Origin of the sequence: Pseudomonas sp. BLCC-B112, assembly GCF_028550695.1 — a bacterium.
In the GTDB taxonomy this organism is placed as follows: domain Bacteria; phylum Pseudomonadota; class Gammaproteobacteria; order Pseudomonadales; family Pseudomonadaceae; genus Aquipseudomonas; species Aquipseudomonas danubii.
Genome location: NZ_JAQQGK010000005.1, coordinates 68,380 through 84,478, shown reverse-complemented (window position 1 = coordinate 84,478; position 16,099 = coordinate 68,380). Strand labels below are relative to the sequence as shown.

The 16,099-nt window shown below is 62.6% G+C and carries 14 protein-coding genes; 3 read left to right on the top strand and 11 right to left on the bottom strand.

Annotation, left to right across the window (positions count from 1 at the left end; all coding sequences use genetic code 11):
- Positions 1–24: 24 nt before the first annotated feature.
- The 11 genes from purD to PQT43_RS14230 form a co-directional block, all read right to left on the bottom strand.
- Complete coding sequence (gene purD / locus PQT43_RS14280; RefSeq protein WP_102862990.1) at positions 25–1,314, bottom strand: phosphoribosylamine--glycine ligase; 1,290 nt, start codon at positions 1,312–1,314, stop codon at positions 25–27.
- A 189-nt stretch (positions 1,315–1,503) separates the two neighbouring features.
- The gene (purH, locus tag PQT43_RS14275; protein WP_102862991.1) at positions 1,504–3,111 is read right to left on the bottom strand and encodes a bifunctional phosphoribosylaminoimidazolecarboxamide formyltransferase/IMP cyclohydrolase; all 1,608 of its coding nucleotides are present in this window, start codon (positions 3,109–3,111) and stop codon (positions 1,504–1,506) included.
- Positions 3,112–3,193: 82 nt separating this feature from the next.
- A complete protein-coding gene (fis, locus tag PQT43_RS14270; protein ID WP_007921650.1) occupies positions 3,194–3,514 on the bottom strand; it encodes a DNA-binding transcriptional regulator Fis in 321 nt (106 codons plus the stop codon).
- Positions 3,511–4,524 carry a tRNA dihydrouridine synthase DusB gene (gene dusB, locus PQT43_RS14265; RefSeq protein ID WP_016968220.1) on the bottom strand — a complete coding sequence of 338 codons (1,014 nt, stop codon included), beginning with the start codon at positions 4,522–4,524 and terminating at the stop codon, positions 3,511–3,513. The genes fis and dusB overlap by 4 nt, the downstream gene beginning before the upstream one ends.
- A 196-nt stretch (positions 4,525–4,720) precedes the next feature.
- A complete protein-coding gene (locus PQT43_RS14260; RefSeq protein ID WP_272754179.1) occupies positions 4,721–6,022 on the bottom strand; it encodes a DUF3426 domain-containing protein in 1,302 nt (433 codons plus the stop codon).
- A gap of 30 nt (positions 6,023–6,052) precedes the next feature.
- On the bottom strand, positions 6,053–6,931 hold the full coding sequence (prmA, locus tag PQT43_RS14255) for a 50S ribosomal protein L11 methyltransferase (protein WP_102862993.1): 879 nt from the start codon (positions 6,929–6,931) through the stop codon (positions 6,053–6,055).
- A 250-nt stretch (positions 6,932–7,181) separates the two neighbouring features.
- Positions 7,182–8,543: an acetyl-CoA carboxylase biotin carboxylase subunit gene (gene accC / locus PQT43_RS14250; RefSeq protein WP_015633996.1), complete on the bottom strand. Its 1,362-nt coding sequence runs from the start codon at positions 8,541–8,543 to the stop codon at positions 7,182–7,184.
- Between the two features lie 17 nt (positions 8,544–8,560).
- Positions 8,561–9,022, bottom strand: coding sequence for an acetyl-CoA carboxylase biotin carboxyl carrier protein (accB, locus tag PQT43_RS14245; RefSeq protein ID WP_015633997.1), 462 nt, complete (start codon positions 9,020–9,022; stop codon positions 8,561–8,563).
- A 24-nt stretch (positions 9,023–9,046) separates the two neighbouring features.
- Positions 9,047–9,502, bottom strand: coding sequence for a type II 3-dehydroquinate dehydratase (aroQ, locus tag PQT43_RS14240; protein ID WP_025130565.1), 456 nt, complete (start codon positions 9,500–9,502; stop codon positions 9,047–9,049).
- 235 nt (positions 9,503–9,737) lie between these two features.
- Positions 9,738–10,781, bottom strand: a complete 1,044-nt coding sequence (locus PQT43_RS31435; protein WP_442962470.1) for a methyl-accepting chemotaxis protein — start codon at positions 10,779–10,781, stop codon at positions 9,738–9,740.
- 971 nt (positions 10,782–11,752) lie between these two features.
- Positions 11,753–13,423: a response regulator gene (locus PQT43_RS14230; protein ID WP_102862995.1), complete on the bottom strand. Its 1,671-nt coding sequence runs from the start codon at positions 13,421–13,423 to the stop codon at positions 11,753–11,755.
- Positions 13,424–13,712: 289 nt separating this feature from the next.
- Between PQT43_RS14230 and PQT43_RS14225 the strand changes: the two genes are divergently transcribed.
- The 3 genes from PQT43_RS14225 to PQT43_RS14215 all read left to right on the top strand — a co-directional run bounded on the left by PQT43_RS14225 (position 13,713) and on the right by PQT43_RS14215 (position 15,893).
- A complete protein-coding gene (locus tag PQT43_RS14225) occupies positions 13,713–14,780 on the top strand; it encodes a DUF2333 family protein (RefSeq protein WP_102862996.1) in 1,068 nt (355 codons plus the stop codon).
- Between the two features lie 3 nt (positions 14,781–14,783).
- The gene (locus PQT43_RS14220) at positions 14,784–15,320 is read left to right on the top strand and encodes an NUDIX hydrolase (RefSeq protein WP_092319250.1); all 537 of its coding nucleotides are present in this window, start codon (positions 14,784–14,786) and stop codon (positions 15,318–15,320) included.
- Between the two features lie 201 nt (positions 15,321–15,521).
- Positions 15,522–15,893, top strand: coding sequence for a translation initiation factor Sui1 (locus PQT43_RS14215; protein WP_015634001.1), 372 nt, complete (start codon positions 15,522–15,524; stop codon positions 15,891–15,893).
- Positions 15,894–16,099: the final 206 nt, after the last annotated feature.

The following is a 16,099-nucleotide window of genomic DNA, read 5'->3' as shown; positions in this document are numbered from 1 at the left end:
CCTTGCCGGGGGGCGCTGGCAGCTTTACTCCTGGCCGCGCTCACGAGCAATGGCACGGTAGCCGATGTCGTTGCGGTAGAAGCAGCCCTGCCAGTCGATCTTGGCCGCCAGGCGGTAGGCTTGTTGCTGGGCGGCATCGACGCTGTCACCCATGGCGGTGGCGCAGAGCACCCGGCCGCCGGAGGTCACGACCTGACCGTCCTTGAGTGCGGTGCCGGCGTGGAACACTTTGCCTTCCAGTGCAGCGGCGGCGTCCAGGCCAGTGATGGCCGCGCCCTTGGCATAGTCGCCAGGATAGCCGCCGGCGGCGAGGACGATGCCCAGGCTCGGGCGTGGGTCCCACTGGGCTTCGACCTTGTCCAGGGCCTGGGCCAGGGCGGCTTCCACCAGCAGCACCAGGCTCGATTGCAGGCGCAGCATCACCGGTTGGGTTTCCGGGTCGCCGAAGCGGCAGTTGAACTCGATGACTTTCGGGTTGCCGGCTTTGTCGATCATCAGACCGGCATAGAGGAAGCCGGTGTAGACGTTGCCTTCCTCGGCCATGCCGCGAACGGTGGGCCAGATCACCAGATCCATCACCCGCTGGTGCACTTCTGAAGTGACCACCGGTGCTGGCGAGTAAGCGCCCATGCCACCGGTATTGGGGCCAGTGTCGCCGTCGCCGACGCGTTTGTGGTCCTGGCTGGTGGCCATGGGCAGCACGTTCTTGCCGTCGACCATGACGATGAAGCTGGCTTCCTCGCCGTCGAGGAACTCCTCGATGACCACGCGGGAACCGGCATCACCGAAGGCATTGCCGGCCAGCATGTCACGCACGGCTTCTTCGGCTTCGGCCAGGGTCATGGCGACGATCACGCCTTTACCGGCGGCCAGGCCGTCGGCCTTGATCACGATCGGCGCGCCTTTTTCCCGCAGGTAGGCCAGGGCCGGCTCGATCTCGGTGAAGTTCTGGTAGTCGGCCGTCGGGATCTTGTGGCGTGCCAGGAAGTCCTTGGTGAAGGCTTTCGAACCTTCCAGCTGCGCGGCGCCGGCGGTCGGACCGAAGCAGTCCAGGCCACGGGAGCGGAACAGATCCACCACGCCGGCCACCAGCGGTACTTCCGGACCGACGATGGTCAGGGAGACGTTCTTCTCAGCGAAATCCGCCAACTGCTCCAGGGCCAGGACGTCGATGGCGACGTTCTCGCACTTGGCTTCGATGGCGGTACCGGCGTTGCCGGGGGCGACGAATACTTTTTCGACCCGTGGGTCCTGAGCGACTTTCCAGGCCAGGGCGTGTTCGCGACCGCCGCTACCAATGATCAGTACATTCATTTCAAAAACCTCGGATGACGCTAATTCTGTTTTGGAACCTGAAGCGTTGCACGCCTCAGGAGGTTGCAATGACAGAGGTAGATGCAAGGCGGAGCCCACCTCGATGAGCGCAGTTGCCTGTTGGCAATGAGCATCATCGGGGTGGGCTCCAACGCAGCAGATGCCGGTGTCAGTGCGACCGTTGTCGTATCAGTGACGGAAGTGGCGCATGCCGGTGAACACCATCGCAATGCCAGCCTCGTCAGCTGCGGCAATCACTTCGTTGTCACGCATCGAGCCGCCTGGCTGGATCACCGCCGTGATGCCGACCTTGGCCGCGTTGTCGATGCCGTCACGGAACGGGAAGAAGGCGTCGGAAGCCATGACTGCGCCCTGGACTTGCAGGCCGGCGTGTTCGGCTTTGATCGCAGCGATCCGCGCCGAGTTCACGCGGCTCATCTGGCCAGCGCCGACACCGATGGTCTGGCGGTTCTTGGCGTAGACGATGGCGTTGGATTTGACGTATTTGGCGACTTTCCAAGCGAAGATCAGGTCGTGGATCTCTTGCTCGGTCGGGGCGCGTTTGGTCACCACTTTCAGGTCATCGGCGCTGATCATGCCGATATCGCGGCTCTGCACCAGCAGGCCACCGTTGACGCGCTTGTAGTCCCAGGCCGGTACGCGGTCTGCCGACCACTGGCCACAGGCCAGCAGGCGCACGTTGGCTTTGGCGGCGACAATGGCGCGGGCTTCTTCGCTGACGCTTGGGGCGATGATCACTTCGACGAACTGACGCTCGACGATGGCCTTGGCGGTTTCGGCGTCCAGTTCGCGGTTGAAGGCGATGATGCCGCCAAAGGCCGATTCGGTGTCGGTGGCGTAGGCCAGTTCGTAGGCCTGGCGGATGCCGCCTTCAGCGTCCGGGCTTACCGCCACGCCGCACGGGTTGGCGTGCTTGACGATGACGCAGGCCGGCTTGACGAAGCTCTTCACGCATTCCAGGGCGGCGTCGGTGTCGGCTACGTTGTTGTAGGACAGCTCCTTGCCTTGCAGCTGGGTGGCGGTGGCGATGCCGACTTCGGCAGGCTTGGCTTCCACGTAGAACGCCGCGCTCTGGTGCGGGTTCTCGCCGTAGCGCATTTCCTGGGCCTTGATGAACTGGCTGTTGAAGGTCCGCGGGAATTCGCTGCGGCCGGATGTCGAGAGGGTCTCGGCGGCCTGGTTCACGGTGCCCATGTAGTTGGCGATCATGCCGTCGTAGGCGGCGGTGTGTTCGAAGGCCTTGAGCATCAGGTCGAAACGCTGAGCGTAGGTCAGGCCGCCGGCCTTGAGGCTTTCCAGGACGCCGGCGTAGTCGCTGGCATTGACCACGATGGCCACGTCCTTATGGTTCTTGGCCGCCGAGCGGACCATGGTCGGGCCGCCGATGTCGATGTTCTCGATGGCGGTCGGCAGGTCGCAGCCGGGCTTGGAAATGGTGGCTTCGAAGGGGTAGAGGTTGACCGCCACCAGATCGATGGGCTTGATCCCGTGCTCGTTCATGATGGCGTCGTCGATACCGCGACGACCGAGGATACCGCCGTGGATTTTCGGGTGCAGGGTCTTGACCCGGCCGTCCATCATTTCCGCGAAACCGGTGTAATCCGCGACTTCCACTGCGGCCACGCCGTTGTCCTGCAGCAGTTTGAAGGTCCCGCCGGTGGAGAGGATCTCCACACCGAGGGCTTCCAGCTCCTTGGCGAATTCGAGGATCCCGGTCTTGTCGGAAACACTGATCAAGGCGCGGCGGATCGGCAGGCGGGTAGTCTGGTCGGTCATCTCAATTTCCATCAAAAGCAAAGGAGTCAGCAAAAAAGGCGACCGTTTTTTACGCGGGCGCCTTTCTGGTTTGATTGAATGCTTACAACAAATCGTACTGCTTGAGTTTCTTGCGCAGGGTGCCGCGGTTCAGACCCAGGAGTTCGCTGGCCTTGGTCTGGTTGCCCTTGACGTAGTTCATCACGCTTTCGAGCAACGGAGCCTCGACTTCGGAGAGCACCAGGTTGTACACGTCCGTGACGGCAGCGCCCTCAAGGTGGGCGAAATAATTGTGCAGCGCCTTCTCGACACTCCCGCGAAGGGTCTGGCCTTCTTCGCTGGGGGTATTGAGGTGCTGTTTCAAATTCACGTTGTCGCTCACGGGTGCAGTTCCACTCACTAAAGTCTCGGTCATCATCGTCATGCGGCCACCCCCTCTCCGTCCCCTGTTTCCAGGCTCTTGTAACGTCCGGCAAAGAACTCACGAACGTTGGCGCATTGTGCTTCCGTATCTTCCAAACGATTGAAGTGGGCGCGAAACTCCCTGGCGCCCGGCAGGGTTGCGAGATACCAGCCCACATGCTTGCGCGCAATGCGGACGCCCATGACCTCCCCATAGAAGGCATGCAGCGCGGCCAGGTGCTCTAGCAGAATACGTTCCACCTCGAACAGCTCCGGTGCCGGGAGGGTTTCACCGGTACGCAGGAAGTGCTCGATTTCACGAAAAATCCATGGCCGCCCCTGGGCGGCCCGGCCGATCAACAACCCGTCGGCCCCGGTGGCGTGCAATACCTGCCGGGCCTTCTCGGGCGAGTCGATATCGCCGTTGGCAAAGACCGGAATCGACACCGCCTGCTTGATCGCGGCAATGGTGTCGTACTCGGCTTCACCGGTGTACAGGTCGGCCCGGGTCCGACCGTGGACCGCCAGTGCCGTGATGCCCGCCTGCTCGGCGATCTTCGCCACCGTCAGGCCGTTCTTGTTCTGCCGGTCCCAGCCGGTGCGGATCTTCAGGGTGACCGGTACATCCACTGCGGCCACCACCGCTTGGAGAATCTCGTTGACCAGGGCTTCGTCTTTCAGCAACGCGGAACCGGCAGCCTTGTTGCAGACCTTCTTCGCCGGACAACCCATGTTGATATCAATAATCTGTGCGCCCAACTCGACGTTGGCGCGGGCGGCGTCTGCCAGCATCTGTGCATCGCCACCGGCAATCTGTACCGAGCGTGGCTCGGGATCGCCTTCGTGGATCATGCGCAACCGCGATTTGCGGCTGTTCCACAAGCTCATGTCGCTGGTGACCATTTCCGAGACTACAAGGCCCGCGCCCAACTGCTTGCAAAGCTGACGAAAGGGCTGGTCGGTGACCCCCGCCATCGGGGCGAGAATCAAGCCGTTGTGCAATGTATATGGGCCGATGCGTACCGCCGACATAGGACTTCCCTGTTGTGGGGCCGGATCATGAGAGTTCGAAAAAGGGTTGGCATGATACCCGCTCTCGATGACCGGATAAAGGCTGAATTGGATAAAATCTGAACAGTTCTTCCGTTATCGCCCGGTGATCAATCTGAGCGATACAGTCATAAATCTGTCGTCAATCCAGAGTTGTCCGTTAGTCTGATCAGCCGATTCACTCGGGCGAGTGGAAACTCAGACTGTAGTTCACCGCTTTCGGTCCTGGGTCGAGAATATCCAGGGCGATGTGAATCGGCGTCTGCGGTGGCATTTCCGCCACATCCTGCATCTCGCCGCCCAGGTACTCCCCAGGTTTGAAACTGCGGCTGGCAATCAGGTGGCCGTTGAGGTCGGCGAAGCGCAGCTCCAGCAGAGGGAAGGGTTGGGAGAAGGGCGCGCGGTTATAGATGATGGCGTCCACCACCAGCGCCCCGCTGAATTCCGGGTGGCTGCGCACCACCAGGTTGCTGCTCTTGATTCGGGCGATATCCACCCGGGATGGCACCGTACAGCCGAGCTCCGGGCACAACTCCTGGAACCACGGCCGGTACTGGTCCTGGCGTGCGAGCTCGTCGAAGTGATAAGCGACGTATTGTCCGACCAGGCCGCCGGCGGCCAGCAGGATCAGCAGCAGCCAGAGCAGGCGCCGGCCCCAGGGGGAGCGGCGTTTCTGCCAATCGAGGTGGATCGGATCGTCCACCAGGTCCAGCAGTACATCCTCCTTGACTCCGGGCTCGCTGCGTTCGCGGCGTTTCTTGCCGGGGGAGGCTGCTGGCGATGGTTCGTCGTGTTCGTCAGCGTCTGTGGACACCTGGGCCTCGAAGGGTTCCAGGTCGTCGTCATGGCGCAGTTTCGGCGTCTTTGGCTCGTCATCCAGATCCGCCAGGTTGAAGGACAGCGAAGGCTCGGTGCGACTGGGACGGACCGGCTCGGGGGCGATGTCGTCCTGATGCGCCTGGGTCTTGAGGGGGGCGGGCTCGGACTCATCGTGTTCACTGGCGCTGCCGAACAGGCCGTCGGGCCAGTGGGCTTCATCGGCGCCCTGAGGGTCGCGACGGGCACTGAGGCTGTCTTCCTGGTGTTCGCGTTCCTGGCCAAAGGCCTTGGCCGGCTGGATCTCCCGTTGCTCGAGCTTGGCCAATTCCTCGTCGAGGTCCAGGTGATCCAGGTCCATCTCGGCGGCCGACCATTGTTTCTGGCTGATGGCGCGCTGGGGAGGCGCTGCCGCCGGCGTTGGTGCGGGGGCGGGCGGCTGCTCGGGTTTAGGCGTCGCAGCTGGCGCGGTTGCCGGTTTCGCCGCCGGCCTGGACGTTGCGTTTTCCTTGGCGGCGCGCTGCTCAAGCAACTGCCGCGCGGCGTTGAACACCTGCAGGCAGGAGCCACAGCGAACCACCCCGCGGGCCACGCTCAACTGAGCATGGCTGACACGGAACCTGGTTTGGCAATGCGGGCACTGGGTGACGAAACTGTCGGTCATGCGGCCATCCGGATTATGCAGGCGGCCATTCTAGCGCCGACGGCCGGTGATGCGCACCCAGCCATCGAGGGTGGCGATCGGATCCAGATCGAAGTCCTGGGCATAGGCCGCAGCCACTTCTTCGCCTTGTTCGGCGAGGATGCCGGAGAGTGCCAGGCGTCCTCCGGACTTCACCAGACCGGACAGTTGCGGGGCCAGGGAGACCAGCGGGCCGGCCAGGATATTGGCCACCAGCACATCGGCCTGTACTTGTGGAAGTTGCTCGGGCAGGTACAGCGGGAACAGTTCGTCGGCAATACCGTTGCGCCCGGCGTTGTCGCGGGAGGCTTCCAGTGCCTGGACATCGATATCGGTGCCGACCGCTTGCTTGGCGCCCAGCAGCAGGGCAGCGATGGCGAGGATTCCCGAGCCGCAACCAAAGTCCAGCACGTTGCAGTCCTTGAGGTCCTGGCCGTCCAGCCACTCCAGGCACAGCGCGGTGGTCGGGTGGGTGCCGGTGCCGAAGGCCAGGCCCGGGTCCAGCAGCAGGTTGACCGCGTCAGGCTCCGGTGCGGCGTGCCAGCTTGGAACGATCCACAGGCGCTGGCCGAAACGCATCGGCTGGAAGTTGTCCATCCAGCTGCGTTCCCAGTCCTGGTCCTCGATGACTTCGCTGTGGTGCTCGGGCAACGGGCTGCCGGTCAGCAGTTCCAGGTGAGCGAGCACGCTGGCGGCTTCAGTGCCGCCTTCGAACAGAGCCAGCAAGTGAGTGTGGGACCACAGTGGCGTGGTATTGAGTTCGGGTTCGAAGATCGGCTGATCCTCGGCGTCCATGAAGGTGACCGAGACGGCACCGACTTCAAGAAAAGCGTCTTCATAGGTTTCGGCTTGTTCTGGGCTGATGGCGAGACGGACTTGCAGCCAAGGCATGGCGGGCACCTTTGAAAATATGTGATGTGCAGCCTAGCGGGCCGCGAGAAGCGCGCAAGTTTACGCGAGACGACCCGCAGGAGCGAGGGGGACGCCTAGTTCTTGCCGGCGTTGGCCGTTGATCGGGGAGTGCACGCAATGGCCGTTGTGCGGTTGGCGGGCAAGCTCGCTTGTACAGGGGCGCGCAGGGGCAAATGACAGATACGACAAGGCCGCTCGAAAGCGGCCTTGTCGGTGTGGCGAGTGCCGATCAGTGTTGCTCGGCCAGCTTGTGCTCGAGGTAGTGAATGTTCACGCCCCCTTTGCAGAAGCCTTCGTCACGGGTCAGATCGCGGTGCAGCGGGATGTTGGTCTTGATTCCGTCGACGACGATTTCGTCCAGCGCATTGCGCATGCGCGCCATGGCTTCGTCACGGGTCGCCCCGTAGGTGATCAGCTTGCCGATCAACGAATCGTAGTTCGGTGGAACCGCGTAACCGCTGTACAGGTGCGAGTCGACGCGCACGCCGTTACCGCCCGGAGCATGGAAGTGCTTGACCGTGCCTGGGCTTGGCATGAAGGTTTTCGGGTCTTCGGCGTTGATCCGGCATTCCAGGGCGTGACCGCGAATGACCACGTCATCCTGGGTGAACGACAGCTTGTTGCCGGCGGCGATGCTGAGCATCTCCTTGACGATGTCGATGCCAGTGACCATTTCCGAAACCGGGTGCTCTACCTGCACGCGAGTGTTCATCTCGATGAAGTAGAAGCGGCCGTTCTCGTAAAGGAACTCGAACGTACCGGCACCGCGGTAGCCGATGTCGATGCACGCCTTGACGCAGCGGGCGAAGACTTCCTGGCGCGCAGTCTCGTCGATGCCCGGTGCCGGCGCTTCTTCGAGGACTTTCTGGTGACGACGCTGCAGCGAGCAGTCGCGGTCGCCCAGGTGGATGGCATTGCCCTGGCCGTCGGACAGCACCTGAACTTCCACGTGACGTGGGTTGGTCAGGAACTTCTCCAGGTAGACCATCGGGTTGCCAAACGCCGCGCCGGCTTCGGAACGGGTCAGCTTCGCCGAGGCGATCAGGTCTTCTTCCTTGTGCACCACGCGCATGCCGCGACCACCGCCGCCGCCAGCGGCCTTGATGATCACCGGGTAGCCGACTTCACGGCCAATGCGCAGGGCGGTTTCTTCGTCTTCCGGCAGTGGGCCGTCGGAACCTGGAACCGTAGGAACACCAGCGGCGATCATGGCGTGCTTGGCGGAAACCTTGTCGCCCATCAGGCGGATGGTTTCAGCTTTCGGGCCGATGAAGGCGAAGCCGGAGTTTTCCACCTGTTCGGCGAAGTCGGCGTTTTCCGCCAGGAAGCCGTAGCCAGGGTGGATTGCCGTAGCGCCAGTGACTTCAGCGGCCGCGATGATGGCCGGAATGTGCAGGTAGGACTGCGCGGCTTGCGCAGGCCCGATGCAGACGGATTCGTCCGCCAGGCCCAGGTGCATCAGCTCCTTGTCGGCCTTGGAGTAGACGGCGACGGTCTTGATCCCCATTTCCTTGCAGGCACGCAGGATCCGCAGGGCGATTTCGCCGCGGTTGGCGATCAGGACTTTTTCCAACTTCGCAGGCTTCAACATCAAAGACTCTCCGCGGTTCAAACGATGGTGAACAGCGGTTGGTCGTACTCAACCGGCTGGCCGTCTTCGACAAGAATGGATTCGATCACACCGCTGGTTTCAGCTTCGATGTGGTTCATCATCTTCATCGCTTCGACGATGCACAGGGTGTCGCCCTTCTTCACGCTCTGGCCGACTTCAACGAAGGCTGGCGAGGTAGGCGAAGACTTGCGGTAGAAAGTACCGACCATTGGCGAGCGGGCCACGGTGCCGTTCAGCGCAGGTGCGGCGGGGGCGGCAGGAGCAGCGGCGGCGGCCGGGGCGGCAGCGGCTGGTGCAGCTACGGGGGCGGCAACCGGAGCCGGTGCGTAGTACTGCTGGGCTGGAGTCTTGCTGTGGCGGCTGATGCGCACGGACTCTTCGCCTTCCTTGATCTCCAACTCGTCGATGCCGGACTCTTCCAGCAGTTCGATCAGTTTCTTAACTTTACGGATATCCATGAATCATCAACTCCCAAGGGTCGGTCAGGGGCGTTTAGCTTGTTGTTCAAGCTGCTCTAGTGCGGCCTCCAGGGCCAGTCGGTAACCGCTGGCGCCAAGGCCGCAGATCACTCCCACCGCAACGTCGGAGAAGTAGGAGTGATGGCGGAAAGGTTCGCGTTTGTGCACGTTGGACAAATGCACTTCGATGAATGGGATGCTCACTGCCAGCAGCGCGTCACGTAATGCGACGCTTGTATGTGTAAAAGCTGCTGGATTGATCAAAATGAAGTCCACGCCTTCATCGCGGGCGGCATGGATACGTTCGATCAATTCGTACTCGGCATTGCTCTGCAGATACTGCAGATGGTGCCCGGCATCACGGGCCCGCTGCTCCAGGTCCTGGTTGATCTGGGCCAGGGTGGTTGCACCGTAGACCCCCGGTTCACGGGTGCCGAGCAGGTTCAGGTTGGGGCCGTGAAGCACCAGTAGGGTGGCCATCGGTTGTTCCTTGTTATCGGGGTGCTGTTGTCAGAACCCGGCGACTATGCCGGAAAGACTTTATGACTGTCCAGTTCTCTGCAATAGCCAACACGATGAGCGATGTTTGCGCAAAATATGTGACCAAGCACTTAAATCCGGTCATTTGCCTGCAGGGTGAGAGCGCTGCACTCCCGGCCAGCCGTTTCGCCGATGATGGGGCGTTTGTCAGGCAAAACCGGGGCACAGGCAGAGCTTAGACGCGGAAGGCTTGCACCGCCGTATGCAATTGTCCCCCGAGGTCCAGCAAGTTCTCGCCCTGGGCCCGGCCTTCGCCAATGCGCAGCAGATTGTCGCCGCCCAACTGATGGATGCGCTCGCTGTGGTCGCGGATCTCGCTGACTGCGCCGCTTTGCTGGGCGGTGACATCGGCGATGCGCACGGCGGTGTCGGCGATGGTCTGGATCGCCCCGACGATTTCGTCCAGGGCACCGTCGGCGGCCTGGGCCTGGCTGGCGGTGGCTTCGGCGTGTTCCGCCTGGGCACGCATGCCTTGCACCGATTGTTGCGCGGCGGCCTGCAGGCCGGCGATCAGGGTCTGGATCTCTGCTGTAGCGCCGGCGGTACGCTGGGCCAGGGAGCGCACTTCTTCGGCGACCACGGCAAAGCCGCGGCCCATTTCCCCGGCGCGAGCGGCTTCGATGGCGGCGTTGAGCGCCAGCAGGTTGGTCTGTTCGGCAATGGAGCGGATCACGGTCAGCACGCCGCCGATGGTGGCGGACTCCTGGGCCAGGTGCTCGATCATCTGCGCGTTGCCCTGTACCTCGCCCACCAGGGCGTGCAGCCCGGTCAGGCTCAGGCCTATGACTTTCTGCCCCTGTTGCACCGCCAGGCCAGCGCTGCGGCTGGCATCGGCGGCCTGGCTGGCGTCACCGGCAACCTGCTGGATGGTGGCTTCCAGCTCCCCCAGGGCATCGCGGATCTGCGCGGTATCGCCGGCCTGGCGCTCGGCCCCGCTGTGCAGGCCGCTGCTGAGGTCAGCCAGGGCGCGGCTGCTGCCGGCCACTTGCTCGGCGTTCTGGCGAATGGTGCCCACCAGATCCACCAGGTAGGCCCGCAGGCGATTGAGGGATTCTTCGATGGCGTGCAGTTCGCGGTTGGTCTTGCCCAGCTGGATCGGTCGGCTGAAGTCGCCTTCGGCCCAGGTCGACAGCGCCGGGGCCAGGTTGGTCAGGACCCGGGCCAGCTTGCGCTGCAAGGTGTCGATGACCAGGGCGATCAGCAGGATCAGGCCGATCATCAGCCCCTGGATCAGCCGTACCTCGCCCTGGATCTGACCGTGCTGGGCCCGCACCGCCGGTTCCAGCTCGGCGATGGCCTGGCGCACGGCGGTGATCTTCAGCAGGGTCGCGGCACTCAGGTCGGCGCGTTTCTGGATCTGCTCGCGGGTGCGCTGCAGTTCCGCCGGGTAGCGGTTGAGCAGGCTGTGGAGTTCGCGCTTGAGGCCGATGCCGGCGTCTTCGGCAGTGGCTTTCTGGGTGTTTTCCAGGCCCATCAGGGCGGCAAAGTCATCGGTGCCCGATTCGCTGCTGGCGGCCACCCCTAATAAAGGCAGGGCTTCGAGCCGGTCGGCCTGGGCCTTGATGTTGTTGACTTCGCGTTCGACATCGGCGGCCAGTTCGCTGCGGCCGCTGCTCACCAACTTGTCCCGGGCCAGGGACAGTTTGCCCAGGTGCTGCGCCGCGGTGAGCAGCAAGGGCAGGTAAGTGGCGCCTTCTGCGGTCTTGGTCCCGCTGGCGTACTGGCTGAGCTGTTCCAGGTTGGCCCCCAGCTCCCGCTCGGCCTGCAACAGCAGGGCCTGGGGATCGCCGGCCAGCTTGCCCGCGGCCAGCAGGTCGGTCTTGCTGAAGTCATCGAGGCTGGCCAGGCTCGGGCGCAAGCTTTGCGCGAGTTGCGGCGGCAGCTCGGTCAGTTCGCCTTGCAGGGCCTCGATGGCCTGGGCTGCGCTGCTCAGGCGCAGGGCGTCGCCGCTGGCCAGGTAGTCTTCGATATTGCGCGCTACCTGGTTTTGAAACTGCTGGGACAGTCCCAGGTAGCGCTCCATCAGCAGATAGGGGCGCTCCAGGGCTCGTTGCGACCACCAGAGCGTGGCCCCCAGGGCCAGGCAGACGGCAACTAACAACAGGGTATTGAGATTGGTCAGCAGCTTCAGGCGCATCAGGGCTCTACCAACGGCAAAAATGGTAAGCGCCTGAATTTATTGCGTTTGTATTACAAGGTTATGACCGAATCTGTGGATTCGGATGAAAAGATGGCACTTTGACTTGATTGCCGTGCGGCCTGCACTCGGTTGCGTCCGCCGTGCTTGGCGCGGTACAGCGCCTCGTCCGCCTGGCTGGCCATCATCAGGCTGTCGGAGTCTTCCTGCATCTCCACCACGCCGGCGCTGAAGGTGCACCACAGGTCTTGAGGCTGGGCCGGGTAATGGATCTCGGCAAAGCGCTGGCGGATTTCGTCCAGGACCTTGCAGGCGGCGTCCTGATCGGTGTCGGGCATGACGATGGCAAACTCTTCGCCGCCGTAGCGGCCGATGAAGTCGGTCTTGCGCAGGCGCTGCTTGAGAAACAGCGCCAGGCTCTTGATCACCCGGTCGCCCATGGGGTGGCCGTGGCTGTCGTTGACCCGCTTGAAGTGGTCGATGTCGAGCATGGCGAAGCTCAGCGGCTTGCCCTCGCGACGGGCGCGGAAGCTGCAGTCTTCCAGCAGTTGCAGAATGTGGGTGTGGTTGTACAGGCCGGTGAGGCTGTCGCGGACCATCCGTGCCTTGAGGTTGCGGGCCCGGGCGGCGCGGTTGCGCACGGTGGTGATCAGGTGCCGCGGCTTGATGGGCTTGGTGAGGAAGTCATCGCCGCCTTCGCTCATGGCGTCCAGTTGCTTGTCCAGGTCGTCCTCGGCGGACAGGTAGATGATCGGCACGCTGACATAACGGTCGTTGTGGCGGATCACCTTGGCCAGCTCGGTGCCGGTGCAGGCCGGCATGTACATGTCGAGGATGATCAGGTCCGGCTGGAAGTCCGCCAGCTCGGCCATGGCCTGGATCGGCTCGATCAGGGTGCGGGTGACGATCCCGGCGCTGTTGAGCAGGCGCTCGGTATGCAGCGCCTGGGCCCGGGAGTCGTCGATGATCAGCACTTTATAAGGCTCGTACTGGGCGACGCAGGTCAGCACTTCGATCTTTTCCAGCAGGCTGGAGGCTTCCAGGGTGCCAGTCAGGAACTCCTGGCCGCCGGCGCGTACTGCCGCCAGGCGAGTCGGGGTGTCGGTTTCATGCAGGCTGAAGAACAGCAGCGGCAGTTTCTGCTCCAGGCCGACCTGGGCTTCGGCTGCCAGGGTCAGGCCCATGCCGGGGCCGCAGAAGTCCACATCAATGACGATGGCCGCCGGCAAGCGCTCGACCATGGACGAACGAAAGGCGGCGATGCTGTCCAGGGACTGGGCCGTGAGACCAAAGAATTCCAGTTGCTTGGCCAGGCGCTCGGCCCGGTCGTGATCCTGCAACATCACGTAGATAGGTTTGCGCAACGGCGGCAGGAAGGTCTGTTCCAACTGGTCGCCGTGGCGCAGGCCGGTGCGCGACAAACGCTGCATCAAGCGATTGAGGTCGGTGATCAGGTTGCTGCTCAGGCGACCGCGATTGGCATCCACAGCCTCCAGCGATTGGCTGATGCTGCGGGCCAGTTGGGTATGTTCGGGTTGCTCGAAGCGTTCAGCGAAACGCAGCAGGCGCAGGTTGGCTTCGCACAGTTCCGACATGTCGGTGGTGGACCATTCGCTGCGTTGCAGACGCTGCCATATCTCAAGAATCTGACGTGCCTGATGAATTACCCGCTGGGCAAAGTGGTGCTTGAGGCGCTCACGGCTGGGGTCTTCTGGCTCGGTCATATCCCTGACTACTAGTTAGGCTGCATGCTGAGGTCGACTGGTGGCTCTATGCTAGCACCACTTTTGTGTCCCATGAGTGTCGTACGTCAATAATGTGCAAGGCGGGGTTATTCAGTTCCTGACCCACTGGTCGCATAGGCTCTGGAGTGTGCTTCATTTATAGTGACCGCCTGATTCGCAATCATTGCGCGGCGCGCATTTGCCGGAAGATATATCCCGTCAAGGCAAGGCACGATGGAGTAGGGTTGTGGTCGAACCGATGAACCCAAGTGATTGAAAGGACATAGCCATGCTGGATTGGAAGAATCGCGCAGGTAGCGCGCCGGATCGTGCTGCCGAACCCAAGTCGGCGACACGCAGCTATTTCGGTGGCCTGCTGTTCAGTCGTGCCCTGGCCACCTTGCTGGGCCTGTACCTGTTGGTCACGGGCGGCCTGGGCTGGTACTGGAGTCAGGAACCTGCGCTGTTCCCGGTCCAGCAGAACGCCCAGATCGCTGCCGAGAAGGAAGGCCGGCAGATGGTGGTGGGCTACACCACCGTGGAAACCCTGAAGACCGTGGTCGGTACCTTGCTGGACAAGCCGGGTGGCTATATCTCCAACGACCGTTTTCCACCGGGCCTGTGGATGGACAACATGCCAAGCTGGGAATATGGCGTGCTGGTCCAGGTCCGCGACCTGACCCGCGCCTTGCGCAAGGACTTCGCCCGCTCCCAGTCGCAGTCCGCTGAAGACTCCGACCTGGCCAAGGCCGAACCGCGCTTCAACTTCGACAACAAGAGCTGGGTGCTGCCGTCCAGCGAGTCCGAGTATCAGGACGGCATCAATTCCCTTAGCCGCTACCAGGCTCGCCTTTCCGATCCAAACCAGAAGACCGCGCAGTTCTATGCCCGTGCCGACAACCTCAACAACTGGCTGGGTGATGTAGGGACGCGCCTGGGCTCGCTGTCGCAACGGCTGTCGGCCAGTGTGGGCCGGGTCAAGCTCAACACCGCACTGAAAACCGAAGTGCCGGCCCCGGGCCAGGGCCCGCAGGTGGATGAGGAAGTGGTGGAAACCCCATGGATGCAGATCGACAACGTCTTCTACGAGGCCCGTGGCCAGGCCTGGGCGCTGTCGCACCTGCTGCGTGCGATTGAAGTGGACTTCGCCGACGTGCTGGCGAAAAAGAACGCCACGGTCAGCGTGCGTCAGATCATCCGCGAACTGGAGGCCTCCCAGGAGCCGGTCTGGAGCCCGATGATTCTCAATGGCAGCGGCTTTGGCGTCCTGGCCAACCACTCGCTGGTCATGGCCAACTATATTTCCCGAGCCAACGCGGCAGTCATCGACTTGCGCCAACTGCTCAATCAAGGCTGATCCATGGTTGCGACCACCAATGAGGCGGCCCATCGCGCCGCCTCCGACGCTGAAGAAATAGCCTGGGTCGATGGCGAAGACCAACTGCTGGGGGCCATGGTCCGCTCGGAGCTGCGCGAGCGCGGCCTGATCGGGCGTGGCACCTACATCATGCTGTTCAATTCTGCCGGTGAGCTGTGCGTGCACCGGCGTACCCTGAGCAAGGCCATCTACCCGGGCTATTGGGATGTTGCCGCCGGTGGCATGGTCCTGGCGACTGAAAGCTATGCCGAATCCGCGGCCCGGGAACTGGAAGAGGAACTGGGGGTGAGCGGCGTCGAACTGACTGCCCATGATCACTTCTTTTTCGAGGACACCGGCAACCGTCTCTGGTGTTCGGCGTTCTCTGCCGTGTGGGACGGTCCGCTGCGTTTGCAGCCGGAAGAAGTCCTGGAAGCGCACTTCATTCCCCTGGATCAGGTGCTGCGGGAAATCCACGAAAAGCCCTATTGCCCGGACTCCTTGGCCGCCTTGCAACGTTATCTGGCCCGACGTCGTTAAAGTTGCATAAATTGACGCTGATTGGCTCTTAGCAACCGGGCTTTTTGCCGTTACACTGCGCGACTTTTCAAGCTGAACCGATGCTGCTTCTTAAACAAGGGCGCCCGGCTCAGTAGCGCTGCCCCTGCCTGAGTGGGGCTTCGCGGTCGATGGCACCGCCATGTGCTTCGACCAGTCTTTGTCCTCCCAAGAGGATTGCCGGTGGCCAAAAAAGCCGCATCCTTCGCCGCCCTTGGTGGCCTGGTGTTTTCCACCGACGCAGGTCGACATTGCCCGGACTGTAGCCAGCCGGTGGCCGCCTGTATCTGCAAACAAACCGTGATTCCGGCCGGCGACGGCATTGCCCGCGTGCGTCGCGAGAGCAAGGGCCGTGGCGGCAAGACGGTGACCACCATCACCGGCGTGCCTCTGGCCGAAGACGCCCTCAAGGAGCTTGCCACCACGTTGAAGAAACGCTGTGGCACCGGTGGCGCCTTGAAGGACGGCGTCATTGAAATCCAGGGTGACCATGTCGAGCTACTCTTGGCGGAACTGGTCAAGCACGGTTTCAAGGCGAAGAAGTCCGGCGGCTAGCAGCCTCTGTGAAAACCACCTCTGACTGGACGCTGTCTTGATTGGCTCAGGACGCAGGTGTCGTCTCCATGGTTTTCACAGAGCCTGTTCATGAACGGTTTCTAAACTCAGCACGGCAGGTGCGGTCTATTGCGCTTGCAGGCTAATCGTCATTTTCATTCTTTAGACTGCGCCGACCCCGGATTGGGGCGGCGCTCTATGACTTC

Excerpts from the sequence above, each read along its gene's own strand:
- purD (WP_102862990.1), bottom strand. The coding sequence starts at position 1,314 with ATGAATGTACTGATCATTGGTAGCGGCGGTCGCGAACACGCCCTGGCC.
- PQT43_RS14225 (WP_102862996.1), top strand. The coding sequence starts at position 13,713 with ATGCTGGATTGGAAGAATCGCGCAGGTAGCGCGCCGGATCGTGCTGCC.
- PQT43_RS14220 (WP_092319250.1), top strand. The coding sequence starts at position 14,784 with ATGGTTGCGACCACCAATGAGGCGGCCCATCGCGCCGCCTCCGACGCT.
- prmA (WP_102862993.1), bottom strand. The coding sequence starts at position 6,931 with ATGCCTTGGCTGCAAGTCCGTCTCGCCATCAGCCCAGAACAAGCCGAA.
- accB (WP_015633997.1), bottom strand. The coding sequence starts at position 9,022 with ATGGATATCCGTAAAGTTAAGAAACTGATCGAACTGCTGGAAGAGTCC.
- dusB (WP_016968220.1), bottom strand. The coding sequence starts at position 4,524 with ATGTCGGCGGTACGCATCGGCCCATATACATTGCACAACGGCTTGATT.
- accC (WP_015633996.1), bottom strand. The coding sequence starts at position 8,543 with ATGTTGAAGCCTGCGAAGTTGGAAAAAGTCCTGATCGCCAACCGCGGC.
- PQT43_RS31435 (WP_442962470.1), bottom strand. The coding sequence starts at position 10,781 with ATGATCGGCCTGATCCTGCTGATCGCCCTGGTCATCGACACCTTGCAG.
- purH (WP_102862991.1), bottom strand. The coding sequence starts at position 3,111 with ATGACCGACCAGACTACCCGCCTGCCGATCCGCCGCGCCTTGATCAGT.
- PQT43_RS14230 (WP_102862995.1), bottom strand. The coding sequence starts at position 13,423 with ATGACCGAGCCAGAAGACCCCAGCCGTGAGCGCCTCAAGCACCACTTT.
- aroQ (WP_025130565.1), bottom strand. The coding sequence starts at position 9,502 with ATGGCCACCCTACTGGTGCTTCACGGCCCCAACCTGAACCTGCTCGGC.
- fis (WP_007921650.1), bottom strand. The coding sequence starts at position 3,514 with ATGACGATGATGACCGAGACTTTAGTGAGTGGAACTGCACCCGTGAGC.
- PQT43_RS14260 (WP_272754179.1), bottom strand. The coding sequence starts at position 6,022 with ATGACCGACAGTTTCGTCACCCAGTGCCCGCATTGCCAAACCAGGTTC.